Origin of the sequence: Halobacteriovorax sp. DPLXC-1 (genome assembly GCF_036903125.1) — a bacterium.
In the GTDB taxonomy this organism is placed as follows: Bacteria; Bdellovibrionota; Bacteriovoracia; order Bacteriovoracales; family Bacteriovoracaceae; genus Halobacteriovorax_A; species Halobacteriovorax_A vibrionivorans.
The window spans coordinates 1,146,749-1,167,665 of record NZ_JAYMCO010000001.1; the positions used below are offsets into that span (position 1 = coordinate 1,146,749).

A 20,917-nucleotide genomic window follows, 5' to 3' on the forward strand; every position below is an offset into this window, starting at 1 on the left:
ATTCCCTAAAATATAAAACCAAGTCCTGCTTGTGCGCTAACCCAGCTTGCAGTTGTTTCAACTGGTGTTGTGTCATCTGAACTCTTAAGTGCCATTAAGTTATAAATGAAGCGAAGAGAGAAGTGGACTCCTCCAGATGCTCGCCAGATTAATCCATATCCTGCGTTAAAACCAAGCCCTGCTAGATCAACACCAAAAGCTTCACTATCAGCTAAATTATAAGTGATATTAGTCTGAATCTCATCGTAAATAGAGTTAATATTGATGAAGTCATTTATAAGAATTGATCGACGGCTTAAGCCTGCACCAATAGAGTAGGTACTTAAACTTGCATCAATATTATCAAAAGAAGTCACCGCTGCCACGTCTAGTGTGTTGAGGGCCCCATATAGGGTGTAGGATAGATCTGATGAATAAAAAGTAAGGGTTCCACTAATTGTATTTGTGCTAGAGAATTCACTCATATTAGTAATAGCACCAAAGCTAACTTCTAGTGAAAAGTTATCATCCTTTGCATTATAGGATTCTAATTCATATCCATAATCCTCTTCAACAATCTTTATGTCTGAAAATTGTGAAAGTCCTTGAGCAAAGGGCGTATTAGATAAAAGAAATGAAGATAAAATAATTAGTAGTTTTTTCATTATCGACCTCCACCTTTAACGATGGCCTTATCAAATGTTTGGTCCGGTAGGTTTTCAACTCCGATGATCTGTGCAAGTTCAATTCTTTTAACAAGATATTGATACTTAAGAATAGACTCACGATTTAGTGATTCATAGTAATCTTCCATGGCCATTTGGTATTCCAGAAAACGAGTCTTTCTTTTTGAATATTGATTTAGTGCTGTATCCATTCTCTTTTTAAGAGAATCATTACGGCTTTTTATAATCTCTAATTGCTCTACTGTTGAGTTTAGAAAATTGAAGATATTAACGATGGCCTCTTCAACCTTTCTTCTTGTAAGGCTTAAGTTATATACGGCCTTCTCTTTTTCTAGTCTGGCATTGGCAACTTTTCTACGGTTAAATAGTCCACCATCTCCAAATAAGGTCCAACTCGCGTTTAAGCTAGCAACAAGATCAATATTTGAATCACCGGCAGAGCTTGTATAGTAATCTGTCCCGACATTTGAACCACTGAAGCCGTGAGCATAAGTTCCAAAATTTACTGAAATCTTTGGTAGGGGAAGATTATCTCTTAAAGCGATTTCATATTCTCTTGCTTTTATATTTGAATCCACTTGGCGATCAAGAATAAAAGGAGAAAACTTTCTGGCCGTTGCCATGGCATTCTCGCGATTATAAGTCGTTTTTGAATACTCATAATCATCTTTTATCAGATAGAGAGTTCCAGGAGCATCGTCTAGCAGCTTTGCCATATTTTCATTTTGAATCGCTTCGTTAGTCTTTGCTCTTGTGTAATGCTCTTGGGCCCTTAAGTATTCAGAGCGTGCTTGGTAGTATTCGTGTTTTGTGATCTTCTTTTGCAGGACTTTCTCACGGTTAAGACGATACACAAGCGTTGCACTTTGTAGGTACTGACGAGTTATGACCTTCAAGTCTTTTGCGTGAATGAGTTCAACATATTGGCGAACAAGCTCCTGTTTGAATTCACGTAGATCTTCCTTGTCTCTTTGTATCTCTCTTTCAAGTGATTCTTTTTCATTTTTAAAGTTTAAGTAATCCTTTCCCCAGTTAAATAGAGTGTATTCTCCCAATTCTAAGGCCAGGGCACCACTTGCATCTTTGGTTATGCGACTTGCGCTTTCACTTCCTGTCTTAAGAGTTCCAATTCGTTGTGGGTTTAACTGAAGAGTAATCTTTGGATTTGGTGTCCAAAAAGATTCTTTTACATCTTTTAACTTATTCTTTGAGATCTCAATATTCTTACGTCGAATAATATTGGCCTGGTATTTTCTCATCCCTTGCTCAATGACTGTTCCGAAATCGAGTGGGCGATAGGTTTGTGTTGTGGTTGAGTCATTTGCCTCTTGAATGAAAATCTCTGGAGATTGTTCATCATCTATAGCATGTAAATTATTGGTATAGAGCAAGCAAAAGGCGATAATAATGCCTAAAGAACGTGTCATATAAGAAATCCCTCTCAAATATAAATAAAACTTTATAATGTGTGCATGAAAATTATGTCTTGCATGACTCGAGATGGCAAATTTTAAGGTTATTTAGAGTGTCAGGCCAGGGCAGCCACGACGAACGATTTGTTCCTCAAGTTTAATGACTTTCAGATTGGTGATCTTTAATTCTTGAATGACTTTGTATTGATTGGCACGCAGCTTCTTTGCAATGGAAACTTTATTATCTGGTGCATCCTTAAGTAGATTCTTGTTGCGATCCAAGAGAAAGAGTAATCTTTGGCGATGTTGAACCTTATCCTGTCTTTGTTGCATTAGGTCGTCACATCTTCTCGAAATTGATGGATCAGTAATAATAGATTCTGAAACACTTTGGGCCATTGTATTGGCAACAAAAATCATGGAACTCAATAAAATGAAGGGAAGAATGGCGTCTTGCGCAAACTTGAAGTATTTCATAGATTTATAATATCACACTTTGCAACGGCCCTTAAGTTTTGATAATATTTACTGTCAAAAAGGTAAATAATGAACTTAAAAGCTTTGGTATTAATACCATCAAGATTCGCCTCGACTCGCTTCCCCGGAAAACCACTTGCACAGATCAATGGTAAGGCCATGGTCTCTCATGTATACGATGGATGTGCTCCTATTGCAGATGTGTTTCCAGGTTCTAAGGTTTGTGTCGTAACGGATAATGATGATATCGAAAAAATGTTAAAAGAAAGCGGACGTAATGTTGTTCGAGTAGACGATGATGTTCCTTCCGGAAGTGAGAGAATCTATCTCGCTTATGAGCGCTTTTTTAAAGATGAAAAATTTGATTTTGTCATTAATGTACAAGGTGATGAGCCGCTCATTAAAGCAGACCTCTTAAAGAACTTGATAGAGATTCATCACGGACAAAACTTTGATGTGGCAACTGTGATCAAAGAGATGTCTATTGATAACGATCACGAAGATTATTTGAATCCAAATAAAGTGAAGGCCGTTTTCTCAAAAGAGAAGAATATTTGCCACTACTTTACTCGTAGTCCTCATCCTTTTAATCGTCAAAAACAAGCAGGCCTAAATTGGTATCTGCATATTGGGATTTATTCATTCAGACCAGAAGTTTTAAAGAGCTTTTGTTCTCTAGGTGAGTCAACAAACGAAAGAATTGAATGCCTTGAACAATTACGCCTACTAGATAATGGGCACACTATTGGGGCGGCCATAACAGATATGACATTATGTGGAGTTGATACTCCAGAAGATATTCCATTTGTGGAGGGAGTAATTAATGGCCAATAGCCAAAAGAAGTATATTTTTATTACAGGTGGAGTTGCTAGTTCCCTAGGGAAAGGTTTAGCTGCAGCTTCAATTGCATCACTCTTAGAAAGACGTGGGATTCGTATCAATATGCTAAAGATGGATCCTTATATTAATGTTGACCCCGGAACAATGAGTCCAACTCAACATGGTGAAGTCTTTGTCACTGATGATGGTGCTGAAACTGACCTCGACCTTGGCCACTATGAGAGATTTACTTCATTAACTCTTTCAAAGCAGTCAAACTTCACAACTGGTCAAGTCTATTTAAAAGTTATTGAACAGGAAAGAGAAGGGAAGTATCTGGGGAAAACGGTTCAGGTCGTACCTCATGTTACTGATGAAATTAAGCGCCGAATTCATTTGGCCGCTGATGATGCAGATATTTTAATTGGTGAAATCGGTGGAACAATTGGTGATATTGAATCTCTTCCATATGTTGAGTCAATTAGACAATTTGCTCATGATGTTGGACAAGAGAATGTTCTCTTTGTTCACCTTGTTCTAATCCCATACCTAGATGCTGCGGGAGAGTTAAAGTCAAAGCCTGCTCAACACTCTGTTAAAGAATTGAGATCGCAAGGTTTATTCCCACATGTGATTATTTGTCGAAGTGATCGAGAAATTGAAGAGTCAATTATGGATAAGATTTCTCTTTTCTGTAATGTTCCTAAAGAGAATGTTTTTCAGTCACTAGATCTTGATTCTATTTATAAAGTTCCTCTAAATTTCCACGCTCAAGGTTTAGATGAAAAGATCACTCAAATCTTAGGGATTTGGTCATCATCACCAAAAGTTGCTGACCTTGAAAAGGTTGTTTACAACTTTAATAACCCGTTAAGAGAAGTAAAGATTGGTATTGTTGGAAAATATACTGAACTAGTTGAATCTTATAAATCTCTTGATGAAGCACTTAAGCACGGAGCTCTTGCTCATCAATTAAAGCTTGTTCCTGTTTATGTTGATTCAGAAGAAATTGAAAAGAAAGGTGCCGATAAACTTCTTTCTGATGTTCAAGGTGTTCTTGTTCCTGGTGGATTTGGACAAAGAGGAACTGAAGGAAAGATTGCGGCCATAAAATATGCTCGTGAAAATAAGATGCCTTTCTTTGGTATCTGTTTAGGAATGCAATTAGCAATCATTGAATATGCTAGAAATATTTGTGGCCTAAGTGAGGCTACATCAGAAGAGTTCAACACTGGTGGTGATCACCTTGTTCATTATATGGAAGGGCAAACTCGTGACGGAGCAAAAGGTGGAAGTATGCGCCTTGGAAGTTACGATTGTGAACTACTTGAAGGAAGCCGTACAAAAGAGATTTACGGACAAAAGAATATTCAAGAAAGACACCGTCACCGTCTAGAAGTTAATAACTTCTACGTTGAAAAATTAAAAGAGAATGGCCTTATTATTAGTGGCCGAAACCCAGAGCTTGATCTTGTTGAGACAATTGAAATTAAGGATCATCCTTTCTTCATTGCTTGTCAGTATCACCCTGAGTTTAAATCGAGGCCATATGCGGCCCATCCAATTTTTAGTGAATTCATAAAAGAGGCAGATAAGTATGGAAAATAAGAAGTTTGATTTATTTATGGGGACTTGTGTAATCGAGTCAGAACAAATGTGTATGGACGTTTGCGGAAGCTTATTAGAGATGCTTAAGCCAGTAATGGATCAAGTGAACTTCTCTTATAAGGGAAGTTTTGATAAGGCCAATCGTTCTTCAATTAGCTCTTTTAGAGGACCAGGTCTTGAAAAAGGTCTTCAGATTCTTGAAAAAGTTAAAAAAGAATACGGAGTTCAATTGATTACTGACTTCCATACAGCGGATCAAGCAGATGCTGTGGCAAGTGTTGTGGATACAATCCAAATCCCAGCATTCCTATGTCGTCAAACAGATATGATTCTTGCAGGAGCTCAAGCGTGTAAAAAGCATGATGCTCAACTGAAGATTAAAAAAGGACAATTCCTTTCTCCTGAAGAAACGGGAAATATTGTCACGAAAGCGGAAGAATTTCTTTCAAAAGATAAGATTCTTCTTACGGAAAGAGGGACGTCATTTGGTTACAATAATCTTGTTGTTGATATGGCAAGCTTTCAAATTATGAAGTCATTTGGTGTTCGTGCTATTCACGATGCCACTCACTGTGTACAAAGGCCAGGTGGATTAGGGACGGCAACAGGTGGAAAACGTGAACAGATTTTAACTCTCGCTCAAGCAGCTGTTGCCGCTGGTGCTGATGGAATCTTTATGGAAGTTCACCCTAACCCAAATGAAGCAAAGTCTGATGCAGCAACGAGCCTTCCTCTTGATAAGGCCGGGGCCATAATTGAGAGACTATTAAAAATAAGAAAAGCAGTAACGGAATAATTAATGGATTTATTTACAAAAGCACAAGAATTTAAAGACAAATTAAAAGATATCAAAGTATTAGCATTTGATATTGATGGTGTCCTAACGCCAGGGCATGTTTGGTATCAAGATGATGAAATGGGATTTAATCGCTCATCTCATACTTCTGATGGATATGCGCTAAAGCTTCTTATGAGAGCAGGTTTTAAAGTTGGTGTTATCTCTGGAGGAGCATCAAAAGGTGTTCAAGAACGCTTTGTGAATAATCTAAAACTAGACTTTGCTTTTTTAGGTGATGAAGATAAGAGAGTTGCTTTTAAGAAAGTCTTAGATCTTGGCTTTGAACCACATGAGGTTCTTTTTATGGGGGATGAATTCTTTGATGTACCACTTTTAAAAGCCGCTGGTTTTGCCGCTACAACACCTCATGCCTCACATGAAATCCAAATGTTTTGTGATTATGTGACTCAAAGAGAGGGTGGGCATGGTGCCGCTAGAGAGATGATTGATATTTTTCGCTACGTACATGGAATTGTTCCCGAGGTTTTAGACTTCGATGACAAACCAATTGATTTTAAATCGAGCTGGCCAAAGTAGGAGTTGATATTATGGATATGGAGAAGTTAAAAGGCCTATTAAATGATCAATACGATTGGCCTGCAGAATATAATTTTAAATTTATCGGAAATGATAGCAACAGAGATGAATTAATTATGGCCGTTGGCGCAGAGCCACACCATGAAAGACCGTCTAAAACAGGTAAGTATATTTCTTTTACTTTCAACGTCAAATGCAATAGTGCAGATGAAGTGTTAACAATTTATGAAAGAGTTTCTCGCCTTCATGGTATAATGTCTCTATGACAAAAATTTATAAGACAGCACTAGTTGTTGGCGCGGGTGCTTTTGGAACATCAATTGCTTCAATCCTTGCCAATAAATTTGAACATGTAATTTTAAAAGTTCGATCAGAAGATGTTTATCAAAATATCAATGATGATCGTGAAAACTCAGTCTACCTTCCTGGTATTAAACTTGATGATAATATCAAGGCCATAATGGAGTGGGATGAGTTTGATACGATTTTTGAAGATGATCTAGAACTTGTTGTATCAGGACTTCCAACTCACGGAATTCGTACCTTCTTTAGCGAAAATCTCGATCGCTTTGAAGGCTATCTTAAAAGAGAAATTCCTATTATTAGTTTATCTAAAGGGATTGATCCAGAAACTCTTGAGTTGAGTGATGACCTCTTTAATGATTTCTTCCCACAATATCGTGACTATATTACTTTCTTATCTGGCCCAAGTTTCGCAAAAGAAATAATGGAAAAACAGATTACTCTAGTCACAATTGCTGGACGATCTAAGAAAGTTCTAATGGATATCGCAACGAAGCTTGATACTCCATATTTTAAAGCACTTCCTAGCTATGACATTAAAGGTGTTCTCTTAGGAGGAGCTCTTAAGAACGTACTTGCTATTGCTGGTGGTATTGTCGAAGGTCTAGGCTATAACCACAACACTCGTGCGGCCATGATTACACGTGGAATTGTGGAGATGCTTCGCTTTGGAAAAGTCTTCAATGCCCGTCCTGAAACATTCTATGGGCTAAGTGGAATGGGGGACTTAATCTTAACGACCACTGGTGGCCTCTCAAGAAATAAGACCTTTGGATTAGAGATTGCAAAAGGGCGTAAGCCACTTGAGATCATTAATTCTCAGCGTACTGTTGTTGAAGGTTATAAGACGACAAAAGCTGCTTTTCTTCTAGCTGAGAAGTACGATATACGAGCTCGTATTTTTAAAGGACTTTATGAAGTCCTTTATAATGATGCTAATGTTGAAGAGGTTTTAGAAAAACTTATGAAGGCACCAATTAAGTTTGAAATTGATTAAGATTCAATGACTTTATTTGGAAAGAAGATTGTAAACTTCGTTCCTTCATTAAGCTGACTTTCAACGTCAATAATTGCACCCATCTTTTGTGCTGAATGCTTTGTGATAGCAAGTCCAAGTCCCGTTCCACCAGTATTTATGCTACGAGAGCTATCGACACGATAAAAGCGCTCAAATATACGGGCGATCTTATCATTTGGAATACCAACTCCTTGATCTTGAACACTAATATATGATCCATCTTTATTTGAAGAATAATTGATGGTTATTTGTGTATTTTCAAGAGAGTACTTAATGGCATTTGTAATTAAATTTGAAATACAGTGATAGAGTAGTCTCTTATCTGTATTTAAGGTTTTAAGATTATCTTCATTAATTTGAATCGAAATATCTTTTTCATTGAGCTTTAATTGGTAATCATTTATTAGTGCATTAATAAACTCTGGGATATTAATTTCTTCGACTTCGATCTTTCCTTCGTTTTCAATTTTTGAAAGAGATAAAATACCATTAATTAACTCGTCTAGGCGATCAACGTTCTGAGAGATGATATCCAAGATCTCGGCTTGATCTTTATCTTCATTAATCGATTGTAAAGTTTGAGAGTATCCCTTTATAGAAGTAAGGGGAGTCTTAATTTCATGTGAGACATTTTCAAAGAAGTCTCTTCTCATATTATTTACATCTTGTAGTTTTGTAATATCGCTAAAGTAAAAGAATAGCTCATGGTTTTTCTTTTTTGATTTGATATTGCTTGTTTTGAGTTGATAGACGTGATTACTTCCTTCGACACTTTTTAATTCTACTTGAGAGTTGTGAATTAAGTGAGCGTTATAACCACTCTTTCTAATGAGATTGATAAAGTCATAGTCTCGAATAATGTTAATAATTTCTACACCGCGATACTTTCCATTAAATGAAGAAAAGGTCTTGCGAAAGGAGTCATTTGAAAAAACAATTATTCCTTTATCATCTGTAGCGACAACGGGGTCATCAATTGAGTTTAAGATGACAGAGTAGTACTGTTTTGTATTAAAGATCTCTAATTTCAATTCTCTTCGTTTATTAAAGTTCTTTTGTGATTTTGATTCAATATAGTCCCAGTAGTCGCGGCTATCGCTTGTATCGATTTTATTCTTCATTCTAAAAAGTTTGAATAAACTATATAGAGGTGAAAAATAGTGCTTAAAAAGAAAGAATTGTCCTGCCAGAAAGAGGAAGCCAAGTATGCCCATGGCCAAGAAGAGTTTAGAAAATACTCTTTTTGACATTAACTTCAAGGCATCTGATTTTATTTTTATAAAGAGAGTATAGACCTTTTCTTTTGAAGTAATTGTTTCGTGATAAAAGATATGATCTTCCTCACTTCTATAAGATCCTGGACTAAGTCCTTTGAACTCATTGATCTTAAAGTTAGCTTCACCACAACGAATTGTTCTATTTGCATTGAGTATATAAAATTGTGAGCGAGGAGATTTATACTCACACATTTTTGATATATTATTTTTTTTGAATAAGCTGAGTTCTTGTTCAATTATTGAATGAATAAAGTTATCTTTAAAGTTTCCAATAAAGACAACGCCCATAACGAGTAGAGAGATACAAAAAAGTATCGTTTGATAGAAGATGATATCGTTTAGGAATTTTATTTTAAGAAAATTTAAAAAGTTATTCTTCACTTTTTACTCGATAGCCAATTCCTCGAACTGTTTCAATAACTTTAGATTTCTCACCGAGTTTCTTTCGTAAGGCAAAAACATGTGTGTCAACAGTTCGATCTGTTACATATATATTTTCACCCTTTATTAAATCGACAATTTGCTTTCTTGTAAACACTTTCCCCGGACTTGATATGAGTACACAGAGGATTTTAAACTCCGAAACTGTTAATTTTACGAGCTTTTCATCAACTTTTGTTGTCACGCTTTCGGTGTCGACAGTAATTCCCATATGTTGAAAAGTCTTACTGTCGTGCTGTGCGTCTTCTTTCGTGATAGCTTCAATTCTTCTTTTTAGACTTGTGACACGGGCCTTAAGAACGCCAATATCAAATGGTTTCGTGATATAGTCATCGGCCCCAGCATCAAGTCCTTCAATGATGGATTCGCTTGATGTTAAAGCTGTTACAAAAAGAATCCCGGCCGTTGTTAGTGCTTTTGGGCCTCTGATGTAGCGACAAATTTCAACACCAGTTAGATCTGGTAGCATTCGATCGAGAATAAAGATTTCATAGTTATTTGAATCGATACAGGCAATGGCGCTATTTCCTGTTGGTGCGATGTCGTAATCAATACCTAGGCTCTTTAAGTTTACACCAATTAGTTTAGCAATCGAGTTTTCATCTTCAACAATAAGGGCCTTCATAATTTAACCTTTATAATCTAATCTTCAGAGTGTCTAATATCCTGTCCTGATTCTAGGAAAATGATATCTTCACAAATATTTGTAGCGTGGTCACCACAGCGCTCAAATATTTTTGAAACGCGAATAATAGCAAAGCCTTCGTCGACTTCAGCTTTTCCTTCTTTTAATAATTGGTAAAACTTCTTAACAAGATCTCTGTGAAGAGAGTTAACTTCCTGGTCCGCTTTAATTACGTCTGTTGCCATCTTTGTATTATTTGAAGCAAAGGCAATAAGACTTTTTCTTACCATTTCTAAAACTTCTGCTTGAATGATCGTGCAGTAGTCACGATTAGTTTCGACTCTCATTAAGTAACGTTTTAAGTTAACTGCCTCATCACCAAGTCTTTCAAGCTCTGAGTTTATTTTCATAATTGCAAGGGCCGTACGCAGATCAATTGCAGTAGGGGACTTCAGTGCAATAAACTTAAAAACATGGTCATCAACTAGTTTATGATATTCATTAATTTCATGTTCTAATTCATGAAGCTCTTCAATCTTTGAATCTTCTTGAACGGCTACGTGAAGAATCTTCTCCACAACAGCGGCCATTTCGGTAATATCTTTTCTAAGTGTTTCAACTGTTAAATCCATGGCCTACTCCTTAACCAAAACGACCCGTGATATAGTCTTCTGTTTTCTTTTCTTTTGGGTTAGTAAATACATCACTACTTAGGCCGTGCTCGATAAGCTCTCCTAAGATGAAGAAGCTTGTATAGTCTGCAATACGAGCAGCTTGTTGCATATTGTGAGTTACAACAATTACCGTATAGTCCTTTTTTAATTCACTCATCAGATCTTCAATTTTACCCGTTGCAATTGGATCAAGTGCAGATGTTGGCTCATCCATTAGAACAATTGGAGGGTTCGTTGCAAGAGTTCTAGCAATGCAAAGTCTTTGCTGCTGTCCACCTGAGAGAGAAGTTCCTTCTTGGTGAAGCTTGTCTTTTACCTCATCCCAAAGAGCTGCTTTTGTAAGACAATTAAAAGCAATCTCATCTAATTCACTTTTCTTCTTCTTTCCCCAAAGACGTGGGCCAATAACAACATTGTCATAAATACTCATGGCCGCAAATGGGTTTGGCTTTTGAAATACCATCCCAATCTTACGACGAATTTCAACAGGATCTGCGTCTGGTGCGTAAATATCTTTACCATCTAATATGACTTCTCCAGATACGCGTGCACCTTCCACTTCTTCGTGGATACGATTTAAGGTACGGATATAAGTTGATTTACCACAACCTGATGGGCCAATAATGGCATTAACCGTATTCTTCTCATATTTTAGGTCGATTCCCTTGACTGCTTGAAAGTCACCAAACCATGCTTGAATATTATTAACTTCTAAAATGATATCGCTATTAGACATTATGATTTCCTCACAAAGAATTTTTTAAGCTTCTTTGTATTAAATAAAAATTTCGCACTTAAATTTAGTCCCAGAACAATAATAATTAAAGTGAATGATCCGGCCCAAGCTTGTTGTTGCCAATCTTTATAGGGACTTATTGCATAATTATAAATTTGGACAGGAAGGGATGCCATTGGGCCTGTCACTTGGAAGCTTAAATACATACTTCCAAAAGCTGTAAAGAGTAGTGGTGCTGTTTCACCAGCAGCACGAGATATGGCCAGGATAACCCCTGTTGTAAGAGAGTTTCTAGAGCCTCTTAAAATTATATTCCAAATAACTCGCCATCGAGGTAACCCTAGGGCCAGTCCTGCTTCTCTAACATGTCTTGGAATAAGTTTTAAAATCTCTTCAGTTGTACGTGTAACAATTGGTAAAATGATAATACTCAGAGCAAAAGCACCTGCTAGAGCAGAAAATGATTTAAAGCTAACAACAAATATTAAATAAGAAAAAATACCGACAACAATTGATGGAACACCTGTTAAGAGGTCAATTGTAAAGCGTAGGCTTTGCGCAATTTTTCCTTTACCGTACTCACTTAAGTAGACACCACATAATGTCCCTACAGGAACAGCTATAAATGAGCCTAGGGCAACCATCATTAGTGTTCCGATGATTGCATGTCTCATTCCGCCTCCAACTTCTCCTACAGGTTTAGGATCATTTAGAAAAAAATCTAAGCTTAACGAAGTGGAACCTTTTTGTAGAAGGAAAACGAAGATTAGAATAAGTGGCATTATTACAATGAGAGAACTTAGTATTAAAGTTCCTCGAAAGAGTTGGTTTTTTATGACTCTTTTTTTGGATAGTTTCATTTCTTACTCCTTCCTTTAGTTTGTCTCCATACAATTGTTCGTGCAATTAGATTGACGACAAAAGTGACGACAAAAAGTAGAAGACCAACTAGGCACAGTGCTGATAGGTGAAGGTCACTTTCAGCTTCTGCATATTCATTTGCCATAACTGAGGCCATTGTTGAAGCCGGGGCAAATATTGATTTTGATATTTGAGGTGTATTTCCAATAACCATTGCAACGGCCATTGTTTCACCTAAGGCACGTCCAAGGCCAAGAACTAATGCACCAACGATACCTGAAAAGCTTGGTTTAAGTACTGCAATTTTAATCATTTCAAATTTAGTCGCCCCAAGCCCTAAAGCTGCCTCTTTATGTAGAATACTTACAGAGCGAAAAACTTCTCTTGCTACAGAAGTAATCGTTGGGATGATCATTATCGCTAAGATGATTGATGCAGTTAAAATACCGATTCCAAAACTTGGACCTTGAAATAGAGGTAGAAATCCTAGAGTTGATTTTAGAGCAGGTGTAACAGTATCTTTTACAAAAGGAGCTAAGTAATAAAGTCCCCAAAGACCAAAGATAATACTTGGCACCGCTGCAATAAGTTCAACAAATGTCCCTAAAATATTTGAAAGAGATTTTGGAAGGTATTCTGTAATATAAAGTGCAACACTTACACTTACTGGCCCTGCAATTAAAAGTGCAAGTAGAGATGTTACAACCGTTCCAAAAATAAAGGGAAGAGCTCCAAACTCATCATCAATGGGATTCCAGAAGTCATCTGTGATAAAAGCAAAGCCAAATTCATTAAAGGCTTCGCGACTTGCAAAGAATAATTGTCCTATCATAATAAGTAGGAGAACAATTACAACAAGTGAAAAAAATCTTAGTGTAGTATAGGCCATCTTATCCTGATAACTAGGAGATGATGGCCTGAAGTCTTTTAATAATTTCATTAAAGAGATTTTACCTTCTTAACAACCTTTTTGGAAAGTTCTTCTGGTAATGGAGCGTAGAAAAGCTCTTTTGCGTAATTTTGACCTTTAGTTATGGCCCATTCTACAAATTTATAGATCTCGACTCTTTTTTGGTCCTTCTCAACCATTGGTAAAAGAATATAAGTTAAGGCACTAATAGGATATGCATCTTTATCGGCACTATTGATTAGTGAGCCAGTTAATTCCTTACCTTTTGGAGTAAATCCTTTGGCCGATGCTGATACAGCTTCAACTGTTGGATTAATATAGACACCTGCTTTATTTTTTAGAGCAACTGTTTTGATATTATTCTTTCTGGCGTGAGCAAGGTCCATATAAGTGATAGTGCCAGTAGTGTTTTCTACCATTGAAGTTACACCATCATTTCCTTTTGCTCCTATTCCTGTTGGCCATCTTAGTGACTTTCCAGTTCCAACTCTTTGCTTCCATTCTGAACTTACGTCGAATAGGTAGTCAGCGAAATTCTTCGTTGTTCCTGAACCATCAGCACGGCGAACAACTAGAATATCACTTTCAGGAAGTTTCATTTCTGGATTTAATTTTTGAATTTGTGGAGCATTCCACTTTGTGATTTTTCCAAGGTAGATATCTGCTAAAGTTGGGCCATCAAGTTTAAGCTGATCTTTAACTTCTGGGTGATTATAAGCAATCGCCACTGCACCTAGAACCATTGGAACGTGAAGTACTGGCCACTTTGCTTTCTTCTTATCTTTTTCTTTCATTGGAGCATCAGAGGCACCAAAATCAACTGTTTCTTTAATTAGTTGGCGAATACCTCCACCTGATCCAATTGGCTGGTAATTGAATTGTACGTCAGGATTTTGTTTTGAGTATTCTGAAAACCATTTTGAGTAAATGGCATATGGGAATGAAGCACCAGCAGCATTAATTTTCATTGCATGAGCACTTAGTGCAGATAGTGCGGCACAAAGTATAATGAGCTTTTTAATCATTTTATGTCTCCTCGAATATAGCTAAATGTGTGTTCTCACTAAGAAATTTAGCATAGGGAGAAAAGGGTGTTTATTAAGATTTTGTTAAGAAAACAGTAGGGCAGGCATTGCTGCCCCACGATATAATTTATTGAAGTGTATTTGAAACATAAAGTCTAAATGACTTATCTTGGTTGCGACGAATTGTGCAAATTCCTTCTTCTCTTTTGTTGATTAAGTAATCGTAATAATCTGGAAGAGTATCTTGGATCTCAAGGATAGATTTTCCTTCGTGCTCACCAAAATCGATAAAGACGTTTTCTTCTGCAATTATTCCCGTTACCGGGCTTACTGGAATTTGTTGACTGGCCATGTTCCCTCCCTGGAGCATTTAGCAATTGTTGAATTTAAATATATGTAATTAAAAATATATTAACCTTATCCTTGGTTAATTATTATTTTGAAATATTTGAAACGTTATGAAAAGTTTTTTTTACTTGACTGATGTTGTAAAGAAATTGCGAAAGTAGTTAATGATAATTTTAAATTCGTGTGGGTACTCACTTCCAATATGTGAACGTATTTTCTCTAAGGCTTCAAAGATCGATAAAGCCTCTCTATAAGGGCGTGTTGAGATCATGGCCGCAACGATATCACAGACGTTAACCATGAGCGTTTCAAAACCTGTTACAGTCAGGTTCTTGATATGTTGATTATCAGTGTCGTATTTATCGATAATACTGAACGTGTGATGGTTTTCAATGACCTTCATATGAGCAGGTGAGAGCTGAATCCTTCCTTGCAGAATTCTTGCAGAAATAATTGGGTGTTTCGCAAGTAGGACTTTATCCATTTCAGAAAGATTCTCTTTATCGAATTTATCAATAGGAATGGCCGACATTCCAATATCCTTAAAGTAACTTGTGATAAAAAAGTTCTCAATATCTTTATCATTATAGAGTTGAGATGTTTTCAGAATCCCTACGAGAAAGATTGAGGAAAGTAGGGGTTGAGCAAAAATATAATGATGCCCTTGGGCCGCATAGTAACGATATAGTGGCTCGTGCATCTTTGGATTCTTTATTAGAAAGTTGGCGAGAACCTTTAGACTTTGATACTGAAGATTTAATGCATTATCATCCGTTGGATCTTCAAAGAGATAGCGAAGATTAATGGTAATAAGATTGAGCTGATTTTTGCAATTTTGATATGTATCACCCATTGAAAAGGATCTTGTGACCTGTCTTAGGGTATTTTGTTGTAATTCCTTTAACTCTTCTCTTTGCTCATTACTTGCAAAGACTATAGTATGACCTCTTTCAATCATTTCCTTTAAAGTATCGTTAGCAACATAGGTGCCACGATATAGTGAATGCTTAAATTTACCATCTTCAAAGATAAAAACATCACATGGGGTTGTCGGGATATTAAAGAGCTCCCTTATTGTAAAAGGTGTGAGGTTTAGGGCCAAATGGGATTTTCGGAAAATATCCAATGCATTCATGATCATATTATAACTTAAGTAACCAAAATCATTAAATACCAATGAAAATAGGCAATAATTCGCTTTTATTGCCAAGTGGGGAAAATGGTCAATTACAGTATCTAAATTATTGAAAATAAAGGCTTCTACTAGAGAGTTAAGCAATCCACTCGTTTTAATTAACCAGATTGCTATAGTGGGGAAATACGAAGAAATAAATCGTTGACCAGTAGAGGGCGGATATGAGCGCATTAAAGAATTTAGAAGAATATATTGCAGATCCTAAGTTATTTGAATCTATTCAATTATTTGATGACGGCCCATATAGTCTACATTGGTCAAATTGGTCGAAATTAATTGAGGCCATGAAAGATCGTCACTCAAGTGGTATTTCTTCGATGAGTATCAGTGAAGTTAAAGAAGAACTTGAAGCTTTTAAAGAGATTCCAGTTTGGTTAGTAAATAAGAAAGGTGAGATGGAGACAACTCTATTTGATCTCTATAACTTCTATATTGACCCGAGATTAAAGCATCTTTGGTTTGATGTGAATAAGCAAACACTAATATCTCTAAAGCATAAGGCCGGTCCATTTATGCATCTGCATTCAATGAGATGGGTTGATTATGATATTTATAAATTATTTGTCTATGATCGCTTACTGACAAACCTATCATTAAGTCATCGTGACTTCAGAATGAACACAAATCTTAAGGCTAAGTTTTCATTCTGGAATTCTATATTAAAACCTGTTGATGGACAGATTGTGCAATTGAGTCGCAAGGGAATCCTTGTATCAATTGAGGGGCACAAGAATTTTTTAAGTCTATCACAGGCCGACCAAATTTCCCTTAGTGCTGAGGTTGGGGGACTCCTTAGCGCTAATGGGAAAACTTATGAAGAACTTGATGAGGCCATCTGCCAAAGTAAGAAGAAGAGTATAAAGATAGATTTTGATGATAATATCTTTAGCGACTTAAATGCTTTGGAAACATGTAAAGGTGAAACTTATTACATCTTTGTTCCATTTTCAAAATTTCCAATCAGACACCACAGAGTAGGTAAGGCCATTCAACATGTTATTGATGAAGTTGAAGGTGTAGCGTCTGAAATTCTTAATAAGTTAATAGCTTAGTAAATTATCTTATTGAGTGGACTTGGTCTAAAGCTTCTTATTCTTTTGTAGAGTACACTTAGGTATTCCTTACTTACAAGGAACGGGTGTTCTCTATTTGATGCACGAATAATAAAGTTTTCTTTTTTCTCAATATTTAAGTCTGGTAGAGAAGTTAATACCCATGAAAGGTCATATTCAATCTCTTCTCCTGATTTAATTTTTACAATAACTTTATAATATGGCTTCTTTAGGTAGCGCTCAATTCTTTCATTCATTTTATCTGTTCTCTTATCTAAAATAAGATTCGATTTGAAGCTTGTTAATTTAACAAGAAAGTCTTGGACTAATTCATCATTTAAAGCATTATTTCCAGATATCCATATGTCATTCTTATTTCTTTCAAAAGCAAAACGCAGCTTTCCTGAATTTATAACAGTAATGGCCGTAATATCACTTGGAGCATAACTAAAGACTCGTGAATCAATTAGAGATGGAAGGTCTAGTTTTTCCAGAGAGAACTTTACAGCGTTTACGTGGTAGATAGCATTATCACTATCACTCACAACATAAGTCGAGTTATCAATTGGATTAATTAGTCCAAAAGAGATTGTTTCATCAATTCCATCCTCATTCTTTAGAGTAATAGTTGAAGTTGGATTATCGAGTGAGAAGTTTGATAAATTGATAGGATCTTTTGGAAAGATCTTTTTTATTTTTACATTCTTTAGTGAATCGAGAAGCTTTGTGATTGTTGCTTCATTGGCATTAATTCGTCGAGGCTGAGTAATAATCCATTGGCCATTATTCTTTGCAAGACTAAATCGTCCTAGGTTTGATGCAAGAGAGAGACTATCTACGTCATCAATTTGATCACTTGTGAAAAGAAACTGTAGATTCGAAAGTTCTTTTGAAGTTATCACGGGTGCTTGAAAAAACTCGCTTATAACAGCTCCAAATAGGAGAGTCACAAAGAGAATTGAAACAAGGCTTGCTGAGAAATAGTTACGTCTAATATTTTGCATAAGAAATTTTAGAATTCTTATTAGAGATCGTCAAAGATATCCAGCTCGTCATCATCATCTCCTCCTGCTGGTGATGCCGGAGTCGCATTTACTGACTTTGGAGCCTCTTGGGCCACTTCTGGTTCAAATGACTTAATAAAGTTTCTAAGAAGAGTTCTTTCACCCTCTTTAAGAAATGTGAACTTTATCCCTGTACGGTAGGGTAGAGAAGCGTTGGAAATAATACGACTTTTCATATTAAAAGTTCGCGAATAAACAACGATTCCATTTAGGATAATACGATTTGGTATTTGGATATCAACAACGATTGATTGACCCTGTGTGAACTCTCGTTCACAGAAGAAATACATACCTTCCATGTAGAGTTCTGATAACAATAAATTCCCACTAAAAAGCTTTTCTTTTGGTAGATCGGGAATAAATTGCTTGATAACTTTCTTCTCATTTATCGGAGTAACATTGTCAGTTTCTTCTCCATTCATTGCTGCATCTGCCAGTGCTTGAGGATCAAGTTCGTTGTTATCATCTTCAACTTCTTCAGCAACAGGAAGCTCTCCTTTGTCTTTATAAATTTCGATTAGGTCTTCTAAATCAGGCTTTTCGCCTTCTTTGTAGCGAAGACGAACGGCCTCTTCTACTTCAGATCGAAGAGTCCAGACTTTTACTGGTATTCTTTTTATAAGGACTGGGTCGTTACTTTTTCCGTGTATCATTAACTAACATTTTCTCACATTTTCAATATTTTGTATCTTTTGAAATTTTTGCCCTTTGAATGGTGGTAAACTAGTTAGCAGACATATTTTTAGTCTTAGTATGGTCTCCTTATGGAAGGGGAGATAAAGGATTAGGAGGATCTTAATGAGTATTAAATCTATTTTAGCGCCAGCTATTATTTCAGCAATGGCACTTTCACCACTTGCAGCTGATCATGTTCCAGGAGAACTGATTGTAAAGCTTAAGAAAGATGTTGCAGCAGAGAACTTTTTTGGACATTCACTAACGGGAGCATCACTTGATCGTCGTATCGAGCTATCATCAGGTGACCTATATGTTGTGAAGTTTAATGAATCACTTGTGTCAATTGACACTCTTGCAAAGCAAATGAATGAAAGAGCAGAAGTTGAATATGCTGAGCCTAACTTCATTTACGAAATCGTAAAGCCAATTGTACACACAAATGTTCTTGATGAAATTCTAAACTATCAAGATGCTTCTGATAATGGTGCATACTATACACCAGCAGATGCTAAGTTTGGAAAACTTTGGGGACTTAGAAACACAGGTTCTAATGGGCCACGTGGTGTAAATGCTGTCGAAGGTGCTGACGTTGATGCACTTAAGGCATGGGAAATCACAAAAGGTGATCGCGCAATTAAAATCGCTGTAATCGATACAGGGATTGATTACAACCACCCAGATCTAAGAGATCAAATGTGGGTAAACGAAGCAGAAGCAAATGGTCAGCCAGGTGTTGATGATGACGGAAATGGTTATGTTGATGATATCCATGGTTATGACTTCGCTAATAATGACGGTGATCCTATTGATGGACATTCTCATGGTACACACTGTGCAGGAACAATCGGTGCTTCACACAACGCTATTGGTGTTGCTGGTGTAATGAGAGATGTTCAATTTGTAGCGGTTAAGTTTTTAACTGATAGTGGTTCAGGTTCAACTGAAGCTGCGATCAAGTCAATTGATTATGCTACAAAAATTGGTGTTGATATTATGTCAAACTCTTGGGGAGGGGGCGGACGCTCTGAAGCTCTTCAAGAAGCAATCGAAAGAGCTAATGATGCAGGTATCGTATTTACGGCCGCAGCAGGTAACTCTTCAACTGATAACGATTCAAGACCACACTACCCATCAAACTACAATGTTGATAACGTAATTTCAGTTGCTGCAACAACAGCTGCTGATGAACTAGCAAGCTTTTCTTGTTACGGACGTTCAACAGTTCATATTGGTGCTCCAGGGCATGAGATTCTATCAACTGTTAAAAATGGTGGATATGCTTCTTACTCGGGAACTTCAATGGCAACTCCTCATGTATCAGGTGTAATTGGTCTTTTCCTAGCTGAAAATAAAGATCTAACTCCACTACAAATCAGAAATAAAGTTATGGTAACTTCTGATCCAGTAGCGGCACTTAGAGGTAAGACTATTAACTCTGGACGTATTAACGCTTACAATCTTTTAACGAATACAATTCCTGAAAGAAACGAGCCAAATCCAGAAGATTGGCAAACAGTTGATGCTCCTCTTTTTGAGTCAGCACACCCATATTCAGAAAATGAAGTTATGGAAACTGTTTACGAAGTTGAAGGTGCAAAATTCATTCGTCTAAGAATTCGTAAGTTTGACCTTGAGAATCGTTATGACTACATCGAGATTAGAGATGCTAAAGGTACTTTAATTGAGAAGGTAACTGGTAGCGGTGAGAACTACACTTCTTTCTTTGCTGAAGGTGGAACACTTAAATTAACATTTAAGTCAGACCGTTCAGTTCAGAAGTGGGGATTTGTTATTGATCAAGTTGATGTTCAATACTAATTTGTTTTAAATAAACAGCCATAAATAAAAAGGCCAGCTAAATGCTGGCCTTTTCTATATCTAAATGACTTAAAGTCTTAGAATTAAAATCTAATTAAGCGTTCCAAAGGTGCTTGTACTTCTTAAGGAACTTAGAAAGAGATCCAACTTTATCTAGAGTTCTAATTGCTCTAGTTGAAAGTCTAAGCTTAATTGTTTCACCTGTTACAGGATCATATACTCTCTTTGTTTGAAGATTTGGTTTTTGAGTCATTTTGCTTCTGTTCTTAGCGTGAGAAACTTTATTACCAACAAGTCTTCTTTTTCCAGTTAAATCACATGTACGTGCCATCACTTCATCCTTATTTATATAAACTCTACATTAATATTTGGGTTATTAGGTTGTAGAATATAAACATATCGTCATAAAAGTGCAACCATTTTTGTGCAAAATGAGCAATATCTTATGGTTTTTACAAGTAGTTATCAAAGAATCTTGGACATAGCAAAACGCTGTCGATATCATATTAGATATAAATAACTAATTTCAGGTAGT

General features: G+C 36.5%; 23 protein-coding genes. 8 read left to right on the forward strand and 15 right to left on the reverse strand.

Translation table 11 applies throughout. From position 1 onward, the window contains the following. Nucleotides 1-5: 5 nt before the first annotated feature. From VCM44_RS05605 to VCM44_RS05615, 3 genes are all read right to left on the reverse strand, one after another. Entirely contained in the window at nt 6-644 is a 639-nt protein-coding gene (locus VCM44_RS05605; protein WP_334678249.1) for a hypothetical protein, read from the reverse strand. Then, nucleotides 644-2,092, reverse strand: a complete 1,449-nt coding sequence (locus VCM44_RS05610; protein ID WP_114705185.1) for a TolC family protein — start codon at nt 2,090-2,092, stop codon at nt 644-646. The genes VCM44_RS05605 and VCM44_RS05610 overlap by 1 nt, the downstream gene beginning before the upstream one ends. Before the next feature lie 93 nt (nt 2,093-2,185). After that, nucleotides 2,186-2,554 (reverse strand): hypothetical protein, encoded by a 369-nt coding sequence (locus tag VCM44_RS05615; protein WP_133296839.1) that lies wholly within the window; start codon nt 2,552-2,554, stop codon nt 2,186-2,188. Nucleotides 2,555-2,623: 69 nt separating this feature from the next. On the opposite strand from VCM44_RS05615, the gene kdsB reads away from it, so the two are divergent. From kdsB to VCM44_RS05645, 6 genes are read left to right on the forward strand one after another with little or no spacing between them, the layout of a single operon-like run. Beyond that, the gene (gene kdsB, locus VCM44_RS05620; RefSeq protein WP_114705183.1) at nt 2,624-3,388 is read left to right on the forward strand and encodes a 3-deoxy-manno-octulosonate cytidylyltransferase; all 765 of its coding nucleotides are present in this window, start codon (nt 2,624-2,626) and stop codon (nt 3,386-3,388) included. Then, a complete protein-coding gene (locus VCM44_RS05625; protein WP_114705182.1) occupies nt 3,378-4,982 on the forward strand; it encodes a CTP synthase in 1,605 nt (534 codons plus the stop codon). Before kdsB ends, VCM44_RS05625 begins: the two co-directional genes overlap by 11 nt. Next, complete coding sequence (kdsA, locus tag VCM44_RS05630) at nt 4,972-5,778, forward strand: 3-deoxy-8-phosphooctulonate synthase (RefSeq protein ID WP_334678250.1); 807 nt, start codon at nt 4,972-4,974, stop codon at nt 5,776-5,778. Before VCM44_RS05625 ends, kdsA begins: the two co-directional genes overlap by 11 nt. 3 nt (nt 5,779-5,781) lie before the next feature. Continuing rightward, nucleotides 5,782-6,357: a KdsC family phosphatase gene (locus VCM44_RS05635; protein WP_334678251.1), complete on the forward strand. Its 576-nt coding sequence runs from the start codon at nt 5,782-5,784 to the stop codon at nt 6,355-6,357. A 17-nt stretch (nt 6,358-6,374) separates the two neighbouring features. Then, on the forward strand, nt 6,375-6,623 hold the full coding sequence (locus VCM44_RS05640; RefSeq protein WP_167849468.1) for a DUF493 family protein: 249 nt from the start codon (nt 6,375-6,377) through the stop codon (nt 6,621-6,623). Next, the gene (locus tag VCM44_RS05645; protein ID WP_334678252.1) at nt 6,620-7,657 is read left to right on the forward strand and encodes an NAD(P)H-dependent glycerol-3-phosphate dehydrogenase; all 1,038 of its coding nucleotides are present in this window, start codon (nt 6,620-6,622) and stop codon (nt 7,655-7,657) included. Before VCM44_RS05640 ends, VCM44_RS05645 begins: the two co-directional genes overlap by 4 nt. On the opposite strand, the gene VCM44_RS05650 is transcribed toward VCM44_RS05645, so the two are convergent. The 9 genes from VCM44_RS05650 to VCM44_RS05690 all read right to left on the reverse strand — a co-directional run bounded on the left by VCM44_RS05650 (nt 7,654) and on the right by VCM44_RS05690 (nt 15,710). Further along, on the reverse strand, nt 7,654-9,336 hold the full coding sequence (locus tag VCM44_RS05650) for a sensor histidine kinase (RefSeq protein ID WP_334678253.1): 1,683 nt from the start codon (nt 9,334-9,336) through the stop codon (nt 7,654-7,656). The genes VCM44_RS05645 and VCM44_RS05650 overlap by 4 nt on opposite strands. Then, entirely contained in the window at nt 9,326-10,021 is a 696-nt protein-coding gene (locus tag VCM44_RS05655; protein ID WP_120405147.1) for a response regulator transcription factor, read from the reverse strand. The genes VCM44_RS05650 and VCM44_RS05655 overlap by 11 nt, the downstream gene beginning before the upstream one ends. A 17-nt stretch (nt 10,022-10,038) precedes the next feature. Then, nucleotides 10,039-10,653, reverse strand: coding sequence for a phosphate signaling complex protein PhoU (gene phoU, locus VCM44_RS05660; RefSeq protein WP_114705175.1), 615 nt, complete (start codon nt 10,651-10,653; stop codon nt 10,039-10,041). Nucleotides 10,654-10,663: 10 nt separating this feature from the next. Continuing rightward, the gene (gene pstB / locus VCM44_RS05665) at nt 10,664-11,431 is read right to left on the reverse strand and encodes a phosphate ABC transporter ATP-binding protein PstB (RefSeq protein WP_114705174.1); all 768 of its coding nucleotides are present in this window, start codon (nt 11,429-11,431) and stop codon (nt 10,664-10,666) included. Continuing rightward, complete coding sequence (gene pstA, locus VCM44_RS05670) at nt 11,431-12,291, reverse strand: phosphate ABC transporter permease PstA (RefSeq protein ID WP_114705173.1); 861 nt, start codon at nt 12,289-12,291, stop codon at nt 11,431-11,433. Before pstA ends, pstB begins: the two co-directional genes overlap by 1 nt. Beyond that, nucleotides 12,288-13,232, reverse strand: a complete 945-nt coding sequence (gene pstC / locus VCM44_RS05675; protein WP_114705172.1) for a phosphate ABC transporter permease subunit PstC — start codon at nt 13,230-13,232, stop codon at nt 12,288-12,290. Before pstC ends, pstA begins: the two co-directional genes overlap by 4 nt. Next, on the reverse strand, nt 13,232-14,227 hold the full coding sequence (gene pstS, locus VCM44_RS05680) for a phosphate ABC transporter substrate-binding protein PstS (RefSeq protein ID WP_334678255.1): 996 nt from the start codon (nt 14,225-14,227) through the stop codon (nt 13,232-13,234). Before pstS ends, pstC begins: the two co-directional genes overlap by 1 nt. A 127-nt stretch (nt 14,228-14,354) precedes the next feature. After that, nucleotides 14,355-14,579, reverse strand: coding sequence for a hypothetical protein (locus VCM44_RS05685; RefSeq protein ID WP_114705170.1), 225 nt, complete (start codon nt 14,577-14,579; stop codon nt 14,355-14,357). Between the two features lie 120 nt (nt 14,580-14,699). Further along, on the reverse strand, nt 14,700-15,710 hold the full coding sequence (locus tag VCM44_RS05690) for an HD-GYP domain-containing protein (protein WP_162929650.1): 1,011 nt from the start codon (nt 15,708-15,710) through the stop codon (nt 14,700-14,702). Nucleotides 15,711-15,931: 221 nt separating this feature from the next. Between VCM44_RS05690 and VCM44_RS05695 the strand changes: the two genes are divergently transcribed. Continuing rightward, nucleotides 15,932-16,822 (forward strand): hypothetical protein, encoded by an 891-nt coding sequence (locus VCM44_RS05695; RefSeq protein ID WP_114705168.1) that lies wholly within the window; start codon nt 15,932-15,934, stop codon nt 16,820-16,822. Here VCM44_RS05695 and VCM44_RS05700 read toward each other — a convergent pair. Further along, a complete protein-coding gene (locus VCM44_RS05700) occupies nt 16,819-17,826 on the reverse strand; it encodes a DUF4340 domain-containing protein (protein WP_114705167.1) in 1,008 nt (335 codons plus the stop codon). The genes VCM44_RS05695 and VCM44_RS05700 overlap by 4 nt on opposite strands. 20 nt (nt 17,827-17,846) lie before the next feature. After that, nucleotides 17,847-18,539, reverse strand: a complete 693-nt coding sequence (locus tag VCM44_RS05705) for a hypothetical protein (RefSeq protein ID WP_114705166.1) — start codon at nt 18,537-18,539, stop codon at nt 17,847-17,849. A 145-nt stretch (nt 18,540-18,684) separates the two neighbouring features. Here VCM44_RS05705 and VCM44_RS05710 point away from each other — a divergent pair, with 145 nt between their 5' ends. Beyond that, nucleotides 18,685-20,382 (forward strand): S8 family serine peptidase, encoded by a 1,698-nt coding sequence (locus VCM44_RS05710; RefSeq protein WP_114705165.1) that lies wholly within the window; start codon nt 18,685-18,687, stop codon nt 20,380-20,382. 94 nt (nt 20,383-20,476) lie between these two features. Here the strand turns inward: VCM44_RS05710 and rpmB are convergent, their stop codons facing one another. Next, nucleotides 20,477-20,713 carry a 50S ribosomal protein L28 gene (gene rpmB / locus VCM44_RS05715; protein ID WP_114705164.1) on the reverse strand — a complete coding sequence of 79 codons (237 nt, stop codon included), beginning with the start codon at nt 20,711-20,713 and terminating at the stop codon, nt 20,477-20,479. Nucleotides 20,714-20,917: the final 204 nt, after the last annotated feature.

Coding starts and splice junctions, on each gene's coding strand:
- VCM44_RS05655 (WP_120405147.1), bottom strand. CDS start 10,021: ATGAAGGCCCTTATTGTTGAAGATGAAAACTCGATTGCTAAACTAATT.
- pstB (WP_114705174.1), bottom strand. CDS start 11,431: ATGTCTAATAGCGATATCATTTTAGAAGTTAATAATATTCAAGCATGG.
- pstS (WP_334678255.1), bottom strand. CDS start 14,227: ATGATTAAAAAGCTCATTATACTTTGTGCCGCACTATCTGCACTAAGT.
- rpmB (WP_114705164.1), bottom strand. CDS start 20,713: ATGGCACGTACATGTGATTTAACTGGAAAAAGAAGACTTGTTGGTAAT.
- VCM44_RS05705 (WP_114705166.1), bottom strand. CDS start 18,539: ATGATACACGGAAAAAGTAACGACCCAGTCCTTATAAAAAGAATACCA.
- VCM44_RS05695 (WP_114705168.1), top strand. CDS start 15,932: ATGAGCGCATTAAAGAATTTAGAAGAATATATTGCAGATCCTAAGTTA.
- VCM44_RS05605 (WP_334678249.1), bottom strand. CDS start 644: ATGAAAAAACTACTAATTATTTTATCTTCATTTCTTTTATCTAATACG.
- VCM44_RS05700 (WP_114705167.1), bottom strand. CDS start 17,826: ATGCAAAATATTAGACGTAACTATTTCTCAGCAAGCCTTGTTTCAATT.
- VCM44_RS05645 (WP_334678252.1), top strand. CDS start 6,620: ATGACAAAAATTTATAAGACAGCACTAGTTGTTGGCGCGGGTGCTTTT.
- pstC (WP_114705172.1), bottom strand. CDS start 13,232: ATGAAATTATTAAAAGACTTCAGGCCATCATCTCCTAGTTATCAGGAT.
- kdsA (WP_334678250.1), top strand. CDS start 4,972: ATGGAAAATAAGAAGTTTGATTTATTTATGGGGACTTGTGTAATCGAG.
- VCM44_RS05610 (WP_114705185.1), bottom strand. CDS start 2,092: ATGACACGTTCTTTAGGCATTATTATCGCCTTTTGCTTGCTCTATACC.
- VCM44_RS05710 (WP_114705165.1), top strand. CDS start 18,685: ATGAGTATTAAATCTATTTTAGCGCCAGCTATTATTTCAGCAATGGCA.
- VCM44_RS05690 (WP_162929650.1), bottom strand. CDS start 15,710: ATGAATGCATTGGATATTTTCCGAAAATCCCATTTGGCCCTAAACCTC.
- pstA (WP_114705173.1), bottom strand. CDS start 12,291: ATGAAACTATCCAAAAAAAGAGTCATAAAAAACCAACTCTTTCGAGGA.
- VCM44_RS05615 (WP_133296839.1), bottom strand. CDS start 2,554: ATGAAATACTTCAAGTTTGCGCAAGACGCCATTCTTCCCTTCATTTTA.
- phoU (WP_114705175.1), bottom strand. CDS start 10,653: ATGGATTTAACAGTTGAAACACTTAGAAAAGATATTACCGAAATGGCC.
- VCM44_RS05685 (WP_114705170.1), bottom strand. CDS start 14,579: ATGGCCAGTCAACAAATTCCAGTAAGCCCGGTAACGGGAATAATTGCA.
- VCM44_RS05625 (WP_114705182.1), top strand. CDS start 3,378: ATGGCCAATAGCCAAAAGAAGTATATTTTTATTACAGGTGGAGTTGCT.
- VCM44_RS05640 (WP_167849468.1), top strand. CDS start 6,375: ATGGAGAAGTTAAAAGGCCTATTAAATGATCAATACGATTGGCCTGCA.
- kdsB (WP_114705183.1), top strand. CDS start 2,624: ATGAACTTAAAAGCTTTGGTATTAATACCATCAAGATTCGCCTCGACT.
- VCM44_RS05635 (WP_334678251.1), top strand. CDS start 5,782: ATGGATTTATTTACAAAAGCACAAGAATTTAAAGACAAATTAAAAGAT.